Origin of the sequence: Stenotrophomonas sp. Marseille-Q5258, assembly GCF_946900935.1 — a bacterium.
Taxonomy (GTDB): Bacteria; Pseudomonadota; Gammaproteobacteria; order Xanthomonadales; family Xanthomonadaceae; genus Stenotrophomonas; species Stenotrophomonas nematodicola.
The window spans coordinates 130,853-145,560 of record NZ_CAMPPN010000014.1 but is presented as its reverse complement, the minus strand read 5'-3'; the positions used below and the strand labels follow the sequence as shown (position 1 = coordinate 145,560).

Below are 14,708 nucleotides of genomic sequence, written 5' to 3'. Positions count from 1 at the left end.
AAGGCCGGGTTGGAACTGCACGCGGTTGATGCCCATGGCGCCGCCTCGTTGGCTTCAAGTGGCACCATGCTGTGCCGCAGGCGGCGCAAACCCTGCGACTCGCGGCTGAGGGTCGGGGCTAATCAGGATTACATATGGGCCGAAGCCCTCTCGACGAAGCTTAGTACCTCGCGTGTATCTAAATCTTGTTGCGGACAACTTGATTGTCTTTCCGGTACGTTCCGATCGCGCCGTTAGTTCTCGTGATATTCGACTGAGGGACCGGGCCAGGTCCGCCGTAGTGGCGTGAAGGCGGTCCTGCGTAAAATGTTCTTCAAGGGCCGCCAGGCGGCCGCCACGCTTCGCGCCAATTGCCGTCAGGCTCGATAGGAACAGCGGAACCTCACCCTCCATACCTGCCGGAATTCGACCGCCAACTGCATTCCCAAGCGCCGCCATGGAGTTTCTCCATTGAATCATAAGGACGGAATACAGGTCTGCTGGGATGAGGAGAGAGCGAGACTCAGCGCGGAAGACACCGCCACGCTGCTTGCACCTAGGAACTTCCAAGCGATAGGTTTCCATACCCTTATCCATTTCCACGACTAGATCCTTACCTTTAAGTGCCGCAATCTGCGCGGGTCTTCGCGCCGTCATTGCCAGGGTCAGAAGATAGGCATAGTCTCCGAAAGCGATACTTCCCTTCTCTACGGCTGTATTGGCCCATGCGAGCACCGCCCCCATCTCCAAGTCAGTGAGCGGGCCTGACAGCGGGCACCCGCTCATCACAGCCTGCCCTTTTCTGTTGCCCTTTATTCGCAGGTGGTTCAATACAACAACAACGGAGTCCGGAACTCCGTCGAAACCATAGTCGTGCCACGCAATGAGGAAGCCTTTCAGCCCTCCGAGATGCCATTCCGCATCACACCCCAGAATGGCGCGCCAGTTCAGTATGCTTTCTGCGGTGACCATATGGGTCTTTGTGTCACGTACAAAGCGCTTAAATCTGGTACACATGTTTTCGGTGTGCCGGGCAGACTTCTCCTCGGCATATCGCTGCAGGGTGGCCCTAAAGCCCATGCGCGTAACGTGGTTTACATGGCTGGGAAGCTCAAGCGATATCGAAACGTCTTTGTTTAACCGCCAACGCTCGCTTGCAAACTCGAAGGCGTAGCCATCCTTCGAGAATGCAGTGCAACGCTCGGCCAAATTCCTCCGCAACCTAGCAGGCATCGTCAGACCCATCCTTTTTGATCAGAAGCCCTTCGTGGATTCGTCGCATCGCAGCGTTCCCCAGCTCAATAACTCTTCGTTGGTTGTAAACTTCACCCGAGGCTCTGCTTCGGTGACCGTTTAGGAAGGCACGGATATCAAGCTCTCTCGCCTCGCTGACCTTAGCGCCACAATTTTCCTGACTGTTGTGGCGATCGATAGCCACGGACAGTTCATAGTTAAAGTTATGGCGAAATACGTGTGGATGGATAGCGGAGAATGCTGGATCTACTGCGGCCATTCGACCGAAAATCTTACTGGTTAGAGACGATATGGAGAGTGGCTGGCCGTACGATTGACCCTTCTTGTGTACCACCAGCAAGTAAGGATGCTTGCGGGCTGGAGCTATGGACGCTCGCACTTCCATGATGTATCTCTGCAGCATTTCTGCCACCTCTATCGCAATGGAAAGAGGACGCTCCATCGTTTTTGCAACTGGCTGATTCCGCCTCGAGTCGTACCTATCATCGTGATTTCGTCTAACCCAGATGATCGGATTGTGCCCGAGATCAAGCTGGTCAATTCGAAGGCTGAGCAGCTCACCGCGACGCATCCCCGTGCATCTCAAGATGCCAAAAATTAAGGCGTTTCTTAGTCGAACATCGCTCCGACCAAATGGATTGGCTTCGTGGTTTTCACTGCCAACTTGCATGAACCTTTCAATGGTCTCTTTCAGCGCGCAATGGTCTCGGATTGTCCGGCAGCCTGTTCGCAGGGTCACTCCCCGTGGGCGATGCGCTCGAATAGACTTCCCCATTCGAGATATCTCGTCGCGTGCGGCCGATGATCCGCGGTGTTGAGTAACAACACGACCCACAAATTCCAGGTACTCAGCAATGGTAGTTAGGCGGTTGTAGTGCTGCTGCACGCCTACTATCGCGCGTGGCAGGCACGCATTCCCTATGCCGTGAGCAGAGCGCCATCCTTCCTTTTTTTGCCTCCGCTTATCCTGCTTCGCTACACGCATATCGAGCATTGCGAAGTCACGAAGGGCAGCCACATCGGGAAGCGTTAGCCATTTGCTGTCCTGAATTTCTCGTATTAGCGAACGCTGTTGCAGCAACTCCCACCTTAAAAGAACCCGAATGTCTTCAAGTTTGTTGCGCATGGTGTTGACAGCTGCACCCGCGTTGCGAAGCTGGGAAGTGACAAACAGCGTCGGATAGAAGAGTGGCACTCCTTGATGGTCCATCAGTACGGGCATGCGCTCGCCGTTGCTGAGGATTCGAATGGACACTGTCTCCGTTGACACTGATCTTCCCCACAACTCCGCGTTGGTCATCACTATAGGTTCGTTTGCATGACCTAATCCATCGGTTGCCAAAAACAAAAAGCCCTGAATTAACAGGGCTTTAGGTTTACCTTTGTAAACAGTTTTAGGGAGGTGACGTCTAGAAGCTGCCGCTGAAGCTGGCGAACACGGTCGCGTCGCGGGCGCGCTTCTGCAGCGTGGTGGTGCTGATGCCGACATTGCTGTTCAGGCCGAACAGGGTCATGCGGGCGCCCATCACTGCGGTGGCGTAGTCCTTGTCGAACTCCAGACCCGGCACCTTGTACATGCCCACGTCCGGCATCGTCTGCAGCCAGGCGCTGGCCTGCTTGCCGTCCTCGAACTCGTGGTCGTAGGTGACCTGCAGGTACGGCTTGACGTTGCCGCCGTCGAAGCGTGCCTGCCAGCCAACGCGGCCGACGGTGGAATCCAGGTCCTGGTCGCCGTAGCCCAGCGCCGAGGCGCTGACGTTGCTTTCGGTGTAGCCGTCCAGCTTGACCTTCTGCCAGATCACCGCGGCCACCGGGCCGTGGCGGAAGCCACCTTCGTTGCCGAACTCGTAACCGGCATTCAGCGCGGCGGTCAGGTTGCTGCCTTCCGGCGACCCCTTGTGCTCGCGAGTGGCCGGGCCGAGGTGCAGCTTGCGGGTGACGTCGTAGTCCAGCCAGCTGTAGCTGACCTGGCCGTTGACCCAGGCGCGCTCGCCGTACCAGCCGGCGAACAGACCCACGGTGGTGTCGGACTGGGTGAAGTCGCCCTGGCTGTTGCCGAAGTCGGCATCCATGCGGCCGTAACCGGCGAAGCCGCCGGCAACCATGCCATCACGCGCCCAATCCACACCGAACAGGCCGGCCGGGGCCATGCCGTCGTACAGGTCGGCATGGGCGTAGCGCTGCATGTCACCGCGCAGGTTGCCCCACCAGCTCAGGCCGTCGGCCGGGCGGCCGCCGAGGTGCATGCTGACCTGGTCGGCGCGCGAACGGCCCACGGTCTGTGCCGAGTGGGTCAGGATCTGCTGCAGGCGCGGCGCTTCCAGGATGGACAGCGTGTAGGCGCCCAGCATGGCGTGGGTGGCCGAGGTCGGATGCACGCCGTCGGCGAACACGTAGTTGTTGGCTGCGTCCGGGTTGGCGTACGAGGTCGGGTTGCAGGTCAGCGACGAGGCCGTGGTGCACGCCGGGCTGGTCACGTTGATGAAACCGTAGGCGGCCGGGCTGGCGACGATTTCCTGCAGGATGTGGAAGGTGTCGACCGGGATCACCTGCAGGCCGGCGGCCTTCAGGCCACCGAACAGCGCATCGTTGTAGGCCTTGGCCAGAGCGGTGCCCTGCGCCATGCCGACGGCGCCGCCGGCACGGGCGGCCGGGGTCAGGCCGATGTCCGGCAGGGTCGGGACCACAATGTACTGCGCGCCGGCGCCCTTCAGGGTGGCGACGATGCCGACCTGGTCGGTGACTGCCGCACCCAGGGTGGCCTGCAGCGGTGCACCGCCCTGGATCGCGAAGATGTCGTTGGCGCCGCCCCACACGGTGTACAGGGCATTGGCGTCGGCCTTGCCGCCGTTGGCGGCCAGGTACTGCGCGGTCTGGGTCTTCAGCGAGTAGACCGGAATGGCCGGGGTCCCCGGTGCCAGGCTCTGGCTGACATCCACACCGACGCGCGCGCCGCCGATGGCGTAGTTGTCGCCGCCCTGGCCGTTGCCGTGTGCCGCGCCATTGGTGCCGTAGTAGTTGGACACGTACTGGGCGTAGGTCCAGCCCGGGTTGGTGGTGAACTGGCCGGTGACCGGCTGCACGCTGGCGGGCAGCAGCGGACGGAAGTAGCCGGCATCGGTCAGGCTGTCGCCGATGAACACGGTGCGGGAGTACGGGGACTGCGCCATTGCAGGCACGGCGGCCAGCGCGATGGCGACTGCCATCAGGGAACGCAGGGGGCGCTTGCTGATCAGCATGTAAAGCTCCTTGAGAGGTGGGAGGCCGGCGGCATACGCCAGCGCACGGTGACAATGGTTTCACTGCGCTTCGGCGACTTCACGCTGCGCCGCCGCATGAAGTCCCGCGCGCCGGCCGCATACCCTTGAGGGGCCTGCATCCCGGCACCGCGCACAGGGCCGGCAAGGGTACGCACTTGCCCCTCATTGGGGGACAATAACGACATGAACATCCAGCTCAACGGCGAATCCCGCCAGCTTCCGCACACTGCCACCGTCCTGGACCTGCTTCAGACCGAACACCTGGCCGAGCGCCGCGTGGCGGTAGAGGTCAATGGCCAGATCATCACCCGCAGCCGCCATGCCGGGCACGTGCTGCAGGACGGCGACGTGGTCGAGATCGTGCACGCGCTGGGCGGCGGCTGAGCACGCTGTCCAGCGGCCGCACGCCGGGCCAGCAGGGTCACGCGCGATAGGCGATAATTCGGCGATGAACGTACATGCCCCCTCCGACTCGCTGGTCATCGCCGGCAAGACCTATGCCTCCCGCCTGCTGACCGGCACCGGAAAGTTCAGGGATCTGGACCAGACCCGTGCAGCCACCGAGGCCGCGGGCGCGCAGATCGTGACCGTGGCGATCCGCCGCACCAACATCGGGCAGAACCCGGGCGAGCCGAACCTGCTCGACGTGCTGCCGCCGGACCGCTTCACCCTCCTGCCCAACACCGCCGGCTGCTACACCGCGGACGACGCGGTGCGCACCTGCCGTCTGGCGCGCGAGCTGCTGGACGGCCACAACCTGACCAAGCTGGAAGTGCTGGGCGACCAGAAGACCCTGTACCCGGACGTGGTACAGACCCTCAAGGCCGCCGAACAACTGGTCAAGGACGGCTTCGAGGTGATGGTCTACACCTCCGACGACCCGCTCCTGGCCAAGCGCCTGGAAGAGATCGGCTGCGCTGCGGTGATGCCGCTGGCCGCGCCGATCGGCTCGGGGCTGGGCATCCAGAACAAGTACAACCTGCTGGAAATCATCGAGAACGCCAAGGTGCCGATCATTGTCGATGCCGGCGTGGGCACCGCCTCCGACGCGGCGATCGCGATGGAACTGGGCTGCGACGGCGTGCTGATGAACACCGCCATTGCCGGCGCACGCAACCCGGTGCTGATGGCCAGCGCGATGCGCAAGGCGGTCGAGGCCGGCCGCGAGGCGTTCCTGGCCGGGCGCATCCCGCGCAGGCGTTACGCGAGTGCGTCCTCGCCGGTGGATGGGTTGATCGCCTGATGACCAATCCCTTTGACAGCGCCGGCGCCAAGGCGCCGCCCAAGCCCTTCACCGTCACCGAAGGCCGCCGCGAGGTGCGCAGCTTCGTGCTTCGCCAGGGCCGGTTCACGCCGGCCCAGCAGCGCGCGTTCGACGACCGCTGGCCGCGCTTCGGGCTGGACTTCACCGGTGAGCCCCGCGATCTGGACGCCACCTTCGGGCGCGATGCACCCAAGGTGCTGGAGATCGGCTTCGGCAACGGCGCCGCGCTGCGCTTTGCCGCCCAGCAGGACCCGAGCCGCGACTACATCGGGCTGGAAGTGCACGCGCCGGGTGTGGGCCGCCTGCTCAATGCGCTGGCCGACGACAACGCCGACCACGTGCGCCTGTACCACCACGATGCGGTGGAAGTGCTGGAGAAGGAAATCGCCGATGGCGCGCTGGATGAAGTGCGCATCTATTTCCCCGACCCGTGGCACAAGAAGCGCCACAACAAGCGCCGGCTGATCCAGCCGGCGTTCGCCGACCTGCTGGTGCGCAAGCTGCGCGTCGGCGGCCGCCTGCACTGCGCCACCGACTGGGAAGACTACGCCGAGCAGATGTGGGACGTGCTCGACGCCACGGCCGGGCTGAGCAACCGGGCCGGTCCGCGCGGCCAGGTCGACCGTCCCGAATGGCGCCCGCAGACCCACTTCGAGACCCGCGGCCAGAAGCTCGGCCACGGGGTGTGGGACCTGCTGTACGACCGTACCTGACCCGAGCCCAAGGAACCGCGCCACCTCATGGATACCGCGCTGACGCTGACCACGGACATGAAGCTCGTACTCGGGCTGGTCGGCTTCACGATGGCGATGTTCCTGTTCGAGCGCATCCGCGCCGACGTGGTGGCACTGGTGGTGCTGGTGGTGCTGGGCGTGACCGGCCTGATCGCGCCGGAGGAGATCTTCGGCGGCTTCTCCGGCAACGCGGTGATGAGCATCATCGCCACCACCATCCTAGGCGCGGGCCTGGACCGGACCGGCGCACTGAACCGGCTGGCCGCCTGGCTGCTGCGCCGCGGCCACGGCGTCGAGCAGCGTCTGCTGATGATGACCACCGCGATCGCCGGGTTGAACTCCTCGTTCATGCAGAACCCCTCGGTGATGGCGCTGTACCTGCCGGTGGCCTCGCGCCTGGCCGCACGCACCGGGCTGACCCTGCAGCGGCTGCTGCTGCCGATCTCGGCGGCAATCGTGATGGGCGGCGCGCTGACGATGGTCGGCAACTCGCCGCTGATCCTGCTCAACGATCTGCTGGCTTCGGCCAACAACAATCTGCCCTCCGGCCTGGCCACCATCGAACCGCTGCGCATGTTCGCGCCGCTGCCGATCGGCGTGGCGCTGCTGATCGCCTCGCTGCTGTACTTCCGCTATTACGGCGACCGCAAGCTGGTCGAAGAGGAATCGCTGGCCAACGACGGCGTGACCCCGGCGCGCACGGACAGCTACTTCGCCAAGACCTACGGCATCGAAGGCGACGTGTTCGAGCTGGTGGTCACCGCCGAAAGCCCGCTGGTCGGCATGACTCTGGGTGAAGCGGAGAACGTGCACGACGCCCCGCTGCTGCTGGCCCTGAAGACGGGCAACGACACCCGCCTGGCCCCGCCGGCGGAGATGCGCATCTGGGTGGGAAGCGTCCTCGGGGTGATGGGCGCCCGCCAGCAGGTCAGCGATTTCGCGCAGAACCAGTTCCTGCGCATGTCCTCGCGCCTCAAGCACCTGGGCGATCTGTTCAATCCCAGCCGCGCCGGCATCTCCGAAGCAGTGGTGCCGCCCACCTCGGATGTGATCGGCAAGAGCGCCTCGGACCTGCGCCTGCGCAAGCAGCGCGGCATCAGCCTGCTGGCGATCAACCGCGACAAGCAGGTGATCCGCGAGGACGTCCGCAACGTCGCATTGCGGGCCGGCGACATGCTGGTGTTCCACAGCATCTGGACCGACCTGGCGCAGGCCGCCAAGAGCCGCGACTTCGTGGTGGTCACCGACTATCCCAAGGGCGAGCAGCGCCCGCACAAGTTCAAGATGGCGATGGCGATCTTCGCCCTCACCATCCTCATCGCGCTGACTTCCAAGCTGCCGGTGGCGCTGACCCTGATGACCGGCGTGGCCGGCATGCTGCTCACCGGCGTGCTGCGCATGGACGAGGCCTACGCTGCGATCAACTGGAAAACCGTGTTCATGATGGCCGGGCTGATCCCGCTCGGCTGGGCGATGGACAGCAGCGGTGCGGCCGCCTGGGTTGCCGGGCACACCATTGACCGCCTGCCCACCGGTATTCCGGTGTGGGTGCTCGAGATCGCGCTGGCGCTGCTGACCACCGTGTTCTCACTGGTGATCAGCCATGTCGGGGCCACCATCGTGATGGTGCCGATCGCGGTCAACCTGGCGCTGGCTGCCGGTGGCAATCCCACCGCATTCGCACTGATCGTGGCATTGTCGGCGTCCAACAACCTGATGACCGCCTCCAATCCGGTGATTTCGATGATCACCGGCCCGGCCAACTACACACCGCGCGAGCTGTGGCGGGTGGGCGCGCCGCTGTCGTTGATCTATACCATCGTGGTGGTGGTGATGATCAACCTGATGTTCTGATCAGGCCAGCCACACCTGGCCGTCGCGCACCTGCAGCGGCACCGCGCGCAGGTGATCGCCACGACAGGGGCCGGCCACGCAGTCGCCGGTGTCCAGCGAGAACGAAGCCCCGTGCGCGGCGCACACCAGATGCCCCTCGCGGCTCCTGAGGAACTGTCCCGGCGCCCAGTCGAGCCGGCGACCCGCGTGCGGGCAGATGTTCAGCCAGCCGCGCACCTGCGCGCCGTCGCGGTACAGCACCACCGATTCGGCGTCGCCGTCGATGCAGGCCTCCACTTCGGCGAAGCCGGCGTCGGCAATGGCGTCCAGGGCAATCAGGGCGGTGTCGGGGGAATGCAGTTCAGGCATGTCGGATCGTGACCACGAAAGGCGGCCAGTGTCTCACGTCGTCATGTCGCTGGCTCCTGCATGAACCCAAGTCATTGATCTGAAACAGTTGAACGCTACGCTTAACGACTTTTTCACTCAATGACAGTGGCCACCGCAGATACTCAGCACTCGCTGACTTCAGCCAAGAAAACCGCCATGTACAGCCGCTTCTTCCAGTTCAACCAGTTCCGCTCCCTGTTTGCCCCGCGCAAGCCGCGTCACCCGTTGGTGCGCGTTGCGGTCGGCCTGCTGGGCCTGGCGATCCTGGCCGCATTGGTGTTCGTGGGCGTGTTCGTCGGTGCGGCGATGATCATCGCCGGCGTGGCGTGGAAGCTGCTTGCCCAGCGCAAGAGCGCTCGCCCGGCCCCGTCGCAGGTGATGGACGGTGAGTATCGCGTGGTGCGCAAGCCGGCCCTGCCGCTGTCGCGCTGATCCGCTGCACGGCCCGCACCTGCGGGCCTGCCCTGCCCTGACGCTGTCGACGTGCCACGCTTGGCATGGCACGTCGTGCACGCACGATCTAGACTGCCGCGACCCTTCCATGACAGGACGCGAGCATGACCGATGTAATCCCCACGCCCGTGCCGCCGCGCATTCCGGTTGCCGGCGGCGGAACGTTCCCGGTGCGTCGCATCTACTGTGTGGGCCGCAATTTCGCCGACCATGCGCGTGAGATGGGGGCAGCCGTGCCGGCCGCCGACGACCGCGGCCGCCCGATGTTCTTCAGCAAGCCGGCCGACGCGATCGTGGTCGGCCACGATGATGTGATCCCCTACCCGCCGGCCACCAGCGACCTGCACCACGAGGTGGAACTGGTGGTGGCCATCGGCCGCGATGCGCCGGCAGGCGTGCTGCCGGTGGAACAGGCCGAGGCGCTGGTGTTCGGCTATGGCGTCGGCCTGGACCTGACCCGTCGCGACCTGCAGGCGGCCGCCAAGGCCAAGGGCCACCCCTGGGACAGCGCCAAGGGCTTCGATCACTCCGCCCCGGTGAGCGAACTGGTGCCGGCCGGTGAAGTGGGCGATCTTGCCGCGCTCAATCTGTCGCTGGAAATCAACGGTGAGGTGCGCCAGCAGTCGCTGCTGGACCAGATGATCTGGAACGTGCCGGAAATCCTGCACGAGCTGTCCAAACTGTGGGCGCTGCGTGCGGGCGATCTGGTGTTCATGGGCACGCCTGCGGGTGTGGCCGCGCTGCACCCCGGCGATCGTTTCAGCGCGCGCCTGGAGAATGTGGCCGAACGCCACGGCGTCATCGCCGGATGACAACCGCTGCGTTACGCTGCGGCGTCCTTTGATCCCCCCGCGACAGGAGAACCCGATGGGAATGATTACCGAGTTCAAGGAATTCGCCATGCGTGGCAACGTCATCGACCTGGCGGTTGGTGTCGTCATCGGTGCCGCGTTCGGCAAGATCGTCACCGCACTGGTGGACAAGATCATCATGCCGCCGCTGGGCTGGCTGATCGGGCGGGTGGATTTCTCGCAGTTGGCCTGGACCTTGGCCCCGGCACGACCGGGAGCGGACGGCAAGGAAATTCCCGCAGTGGTGATCGGCTACGGCGATTTCCTCAACACGCTGGTGCAGTTCGTGATCGTGGCCTTTGCGATCTTCCTGGTGGTGAAGGTGATCAATCGCCTGGCCCGCAAGAAGGAAGCCGCCCCGGCCGCGCCGGCCGAAGAAGTGCTGCTGCTGCGCGAGATCCGCGACACCCTGAAAAAGTAAGCCGCACGCCGGCCAACGGCTGGCACCGACCGGCATCCGAAAGCCCCGCTCCGGCGGGGCTTTCGCGTAGGGCAAGCAGCGTCCGCCGGACCATGACCTCCCGCCCATGTGCCGGGCCGGCAGGCTGCTAAGCTCGGATGCTTCCGCCCCGTTTCCGGAGTTCGTCCATGCGTCGCCGCGTTCTTGCCATCGCATCCACCCTTGCCCTGCTGGCAGGGCCCGCCTTCGCCGCGCCGACGACTTTGCCGCCCGCGTCGCTGGCCACCGCCGCCGAGCTGCGCGAGCAGGCGCTGAAGGACGACACCGGCTGGAAGGTCGTGGAGTCGCTCACTACCGAGATCGGGCCGCGCATCGCCGGCAGCGAGGCCGACGCGCGCGCGGTGGCCTGGGCGGTGGCCAAATTCAAGGCGTTGGGCTTTGACAAGGTGTGGACCGAGCCGGTCACCTTCCCCAAGTGGGAGCGCCGCAGCGAGCACGCCGAAGTGACCGGCACGCACGCCCAGCCGCTGACCATCACCGCACTGGGCGGCAGCCCGGGCGGCACGGTCGAGGCCGAGGTGGTGCGCTTCGCCGACCTGGCCGCCCTTCAGGCGGCACCGGCCGGCTCGCTCACCGGCAAGATCGCCTTCGTTGATTACCAGATGACCGCGTACCGCGATGGCCGCGACTACGGCAATGGCGGCGCAGTGCGCAGCAAGGGGCCCTCCGAGGCGATCCGCAAGGGAGCGATCGGCTTTGTGATGCGCTCGGCGGGCACCGATTCACACCGCGTGCCGCATACCGGCATCACCCGCTTCGACGACGGCCTGACGCCGGTACCGGCGGCCGCCTTGTCGGTGCCCGACGCCAACCAGCTGGCGCGCCTGCTCGCGCTTGGCCCGACCACGCTCAAGATCAGCCTGGACTGCGGCTGGGATGGCAAGGCCACCTCGTACAACGTGATCGGCGAGATCACCGGTCGCAGCCTGCCCAAGGAAGTGGTGGTGATCGGTGGCCACCTCGATTCCTGGGACCTGGGCACCGGCGCGGTCGATGATGGCGCCGGCGTGGGCATCACGATGGCCGCCGGCCACCTGATCGGCCAGCTCAAGCAGGCACCGAAGCGCACCATCCGCGTGGTGGCCTTCGCCAACGAGGAACAGGGTCTGTACGGCGGCAAGGCCTATGCGGAGGCGCACGCCAAGGACGTGATCCGGCACCAGCTCGCCGCCGAAAGCGATTTCGGCGCCGGCCGCATCTACGCGTTCAACACCGGCTCACCGAACCCGGCCGAGTCGCGTGAGGCGACCCGGCAGATCGCCGAGGTGCTCAAGCCGCTGGGCATCGAGTATGCGCCGGACAAGGGCGGCCCGGGCCCGGACGTCGGTCCGCTGGCCGCCAAGGGCGGTGCATGGGCCTGGCTGGCGCAGGACGGCAGCGACTACTTCCACCTGCATCACACCGCCGACGACACGCTGGACAAGATCGACCCGGCCGCGCTGGCGCAGAACGTAGCCGCCTATACCGTCTTTGCCTACCTCGCGGCCGAGGCCGACGGCAGTTTCGGCAGCGAAGCCAAGCCGACCACGCCGCCGAACGAGTGACGGCCCGGTGCGGCGGCCCATGCTCGCCGCACCTCAAAAAAAAAAGCCCGACCGCGAACGGTCGGGCTACCGGGATTGCATCACACCCCACGCGGTGAATGCCGCAGTCTTACGTACGTCCGGACAAGCGGATCGCCGCGCTGGGTGGGTGTCTCTCCTCACCTACGCAACGCAGCACCGCCGTCACACTGTGCGTGGAATGGAATCCACTTCACCATGCGAAAAGTCCGAATCGAATGTAGTCACAGCCAGTTCGGTGGAACCGATCACAACATGGAGCGGCGCGCTCGTGTGCGCTACCCGTAAAACAGGTGCCGCGATCACCCCTTGCGGCCGTACCAATGCGACAGCAGCACCGCCGTGGCCGAGGCCACGTTGAGGCTTTCCACGGCGCCACTGCCGGGAATGGAGACCTGCAGATCGCAGTCCTGCGCGAGGTCGCGGTCCATGCCCTCGCCTTCGGCCCCCATGACATACACCAGGCGCTCGGGCAGCGCGGCCGCGAACAGGTTGTCGCCGCCGTCCACCAGCGTCGCCGCCAGCCCGAAGCCGGCAGCACGCAGCTGCGACATCGCCTGCGGCAGCTCCGGCAGGCGTACCAGCGGCACCGCTTCGGCGCCGCCTTCGGCCACGCGTGCGGCGGCACCGGACAGCGCCAGCGTCGCACCCGGCGGCAACAGCAGGCCGGCCACGCCAAAGTGCGCGGCCGAGCGCAGAATCGCGCCGAAGTTGTGTGGGTTGCCCACCCCGTCCAGCCACAGTGCCAGCACCGGGCCGCTCGTCGGCAGCGTGTCCAGCCACTCGGCCAGGGACAGCATCGGCGCACGCACCACATCGGCGACGACGCCTTCGTGGTGGGTGGTCGCGGCGAGCTTGTTGAGATCGCCCTCCTCCACCACGCGGTAGCCGACGCGGTTGGCCACGCACCACTTCAGCATCGGCTGCAGGCGCGGAATCAGCGACTCGGCCAGGTACAGCTTGCGCAGCGCCTGTGGGCGGCGCTCGAACAGCGCCTGCACGGCGTTCCAGCCGTACAGACGCAGTTCGTCATTGCCACGGCCCGGCGGCGGCGGGCTGCCGCCCTGCTCGCGCGGCGGCAGCGGGGTGGCCCGCGGCGGTCGCGCCGACGGGCGGCGGGCATTTTTCCAGGGATCATTCACTACGGGACTGCTCCAGCTTGCGTTGACGCCAGAAGTCGGCGTTCTTGATGCCCAGGGCATCGGGGTCGAAGATCGGGTCGAGGCCGAGCTTCTTCTGTCGTTCGTAATCGCGCAGGGCCAGCATGGCCGGCTTCTGCACGATCAGGATGGCAATGATGTTCAACCAGGCCATCAGGCCCACGCCGATGTCGCCCAGCGCCCACGCCAGCGTGGCGTTGTGGAACGCACCGAACACCACCATGCCGATGATGCCCAGACGCAGCAGCAGCACGGTGGCCGGGCGCTTGCGGTTGTGGTTGATGTAGCTGAGGTTGGTCTCGGCCATGTAGTAATAGGCCATGATCGTGGTGAAGGCGAAGAAGAAGATCGCCACCGACACGAACGACGCCCCCCACCCCGGCAGCACCGCTTCCACGCCCGCCTGCGCATACCCGGCACCTTCCGGGATACCGGCCAGGCCCTGGAAGATCGGCTCGGCACCGGCCACCGGCGAGTACACGTTGTAGGTGCCGCTGGCCAGGATCAGGAACGCAGTGGCCGTGCACACCATCATGGTGTCGAAGTAGATCGCGAAGGCCTGCACGTACCCCTGCTTGGCGGGGTGCGAGACCTCCGAGGCCGCGGCGGCATGCGGCCCGGAACCCTGGCCCGCCTCGTTGGCATAGATGCCGCGCTTGATGCCCCACTCCACCGCCAGGCCCATCATCGCGCCGAACGCGGCATGGGTACCGAAGGCGCTGTTGAAGATGATGCCGAACATGTCCGGCACGCGGTCGTAGTTGATGATCATGATGGCGATGGCCATCAGGATGAACCCGGCGGCCATGAACGGCACCACCACTTCGGCGAAGTTGGCGATGCGCTTGACGCCGCCGAAGATCACCACGCCCAGCAGCAGCGACACCACGATACCGATGCCAAGCTTCAGCGCCTGCGCCGATTCCATGCCCATCACCTGGCCGTCCAGCGGCCCGCACAGCGCACCGCCGCGGCAGGCATTGATGATGCTGTCGGCGATCGCATTGGCCTGCACGCCCGGCATCAGGAAGCCGGCAGCGATGATCGTGGCGCCGGCGAAGGCCAGCGCGTACCACTTCAGGCCCATCGCTTTTTCGATGTAATAGGCCGGACCGCCGCGGTAGCGGCCTTCGGCATCCTTGGTCTTGTAGATCTGCGCCAGGGTGCACTCGACGTAGGAGGTCGATGCGCCAAGGAAGCCCATCACCCACATCCAGAAGATCGCACCGGGGCCACCGAAGGCGATCGCGGTGGCCACGCCGGCGATGTTGCCGATGCCCATGCGCCCGGCCATCGACATGGCCAGCGCCTGGAACGACGACACGCCTGCGTCGGACTTCTCGCCCCGGACGGTCAGGCGACACATCTCGAAGAACCCGCGGATCTGCATGAACCGGGTGCGGACACTGAAGAACAGGCCAGCGGCCAGGCACACGAAGATCAGTGCCTTGCTCCAGATGATGCCATTGATGAAATGTACAGCTGCTTCCACGCGCTCTCTCCAGTCG

The 14,708-nt window shown here is 65.3% G+C and carries 14 protein-coding genes; 8 read left to right on the top strand and 6 right to left on the bottom strand.

Going from position 1 to position 14,708, the window contains the following annotated elements; translation table 11 throughout:
* Nucleotides 1–54 precede the first annotated feature (54 nt).
* The 3 genes from OC534_RS11295 to OC534_RS11285 all read right to left on the bottom strand — a co-directional run bounded on the left by OC534_RS11295 (nt 55) and on the right by OC534_RS11285 (nt 4,472).
* A complete protein-coding gene (locus tag OC534_RS11295; protein WP_262071805.1) occupies nt 55–1,224 on the bottom strand; it encodes a hypothetical protein in 1,170 nt (389 codons plus the stop codon).
* Nucleotides 1,202–2,488, bottom strand: coding sequence for a site-specific integrase (locus tag OC534_RS11290; RefSeq protein ID WP_262071804.1), 1,287 nt, complete (start codon nt 2,486–2,488; stop codon nt 1,202–1,204). Before OC534_RS11290 ends, OC534_RS11295 begins: the two co-directional genes overlap by 23 nt.
* Before the next feature lie 154 nt (nt 2,489–2,642).
* Nucleotides 2,643–4,472 (bottom strand): autotransporter domain-containing esterase, encoded by a 1,830-nt coding sequence (locus OC534_RS11285; protein ID WP_017356183.1) that lies wholly within the window; start codon nt 4,470–4,472, stop codon nt 2,643–2,645.
* Nucleotides 4,473–4,676: 204 nt separating this feature from the next.
* Here OC534_RS11285 and thiS point away from each other — a divergent pair, with 204 nt between their 5' ends.
* The 4 genes from thiS (at nt 4,677) to OC534_RS11265 (ending at nt 8,345) form a co-directional block, all read left to right on the top strand.
* Complete coding sequence (thiS, locus tag OC534_RS11280) at nt 4,677–4,877, top strand: sulfur carrier protein ThiS (RefSeq protein WP_017356184.1); 201 nt, start codon at nt 4,677–4,679, stop codon at nt 4,875–4,877.
* Between the two features lie 64 nt (nt 4,878–4,941).
* Complete coding sequence (locus OC534_RS11275; protein ID WP_017356185.1) at nt 4,942–5,736, top strand: thiazole synthase; 795 nt, start codon at nt 4,942–4,944, stop codon at nt 5,734–5,736.
* Entirely contained in the window at nt 5,736–6,470 is a 735-nt protein-coding gene (trmB, locus tag OC534_RS11270) for a tRNA (guanosine(46)-N7)-methyltransferase TrmB (RefSeq protein ID WP_017356186.1), read from the top strand. Before OC534_RS11275 ends, trmB begins: the two co-directional genes overlap by 1 nt.
* A gap of 27 nt (nt 6,471–6,497) precedes the next feature.
* Nucleotides 6,498–8,345 (top strand): SLC13 family permease, encoded by a 1,848-nt coding sequence (locus OC534_RS11265; RefSeq protein WP_017356187.1) that lies wholly within the window; start codon nt 6,498–6,500, stop codon nt 8,343–8,345.
* Here the strand turns inward: OC534_RS11265 and OC534_RS11260 are convergent, their stop codons facing one another.
* A complete protein-coding gene (locus OC534_RS11260; RefSeq protein ID WP_017356188.1) occupies nt 8,346–8,693 on the bottom strand; it encodes a Rieske 2Fe-2S domain-containing protein in 348 nt (115 codons plus the stop codon). It abuts the gene before it with no gap.
* Between the two features lie 177 nt (nt 8,694–8,870).
* Here OC534_RS11260 and OC534_RS11255 point away from each other — a divergent pair, with 177 nt between their 5' ends.
* The 4 genes from OC534_RS11255 (at nt 8,871) to OC534_RS11240 (ending at nt 12,022) form a co-directional block, all read left to right on the top strand.
* Nucleotides 8,871–9,146 (top strand): hypothetical protein, encoded by a 276-nt coding sequence (locus tag OC534_RS11255; protein ID WP_017356189.1) that lies wholly within the window; start codon nt 8,871–8,873, stop codon nt 9,144–9,146.
* Between the two features lie 125 nt (nt 9,147–9,271).
* Nucleotides 9,272–9,979 (top strand): fumarylacetoacetate hydrolase family protein, encoded by a 708-nt coding sequence (locus OC534_RS11250; protein ID WP_136003007.1) that lies wholly within the window; start codon nt 9,272–9,274, stop codon nt 9,977–9,979.
* Between the two features lie 55 nt (nt 9,980–10,034).
* On the top strand, nt 10,035–10,439 hold the full coding sequence (gene mscL / locus OC534_RS11245) for a large-conductance mechanosensitive channel protein MscL (RefSeq protein WP_017356191.1): 405 nt from the start codon (nt 10,035–10,037) through the stop codon (nt 10,437–10,439).
* Nucleotides 10,440–10,606: 167 nt separating this feature from the next.
* A complete protein-coding gene (locus OC534_RS11240; RefSeq protein ID WP_262071803.1) occupies nt 10,607–12,022 on the top strand; it encodes a M28 family peptidase in 1,416 nt (471 codons plus the stop codon).
* Nucleotides 12,023–12,342: 320 nt separating this feature from the next.
* On the opposite strand, the gene OC534_RS11235 is transcribed toward OC534_RS11240, so the two are convergent.
* Nucleotides 12,343–13,182, bottom strand: coding sequence for a TrmH family RNA methyltransferase (locus OC534_RS11235; protein ID WP_136003005.1), 840 nt, complete (start codon nt 13,180–13,182; stop codon nt 12,343–12,345).
* Nucleotides 13,175–14,692, bottom strand: coding sequence for an alanine/glycine:cation symporter family protein (locus tag OC534_RS11230; RefSeq protein WP_136003004.1), 1,518 nt, complete (start codon nt 14,690–14,692; stop codon nt 13,175–13,177). The genes OC534_RS11235 and OC534_RS11230 overlap by 8 nt, the downstream gene beginning before the upstream one ends.
* Between the last annotated feature and the right edge of the window lie 16 nt (nt 14,693–14,708).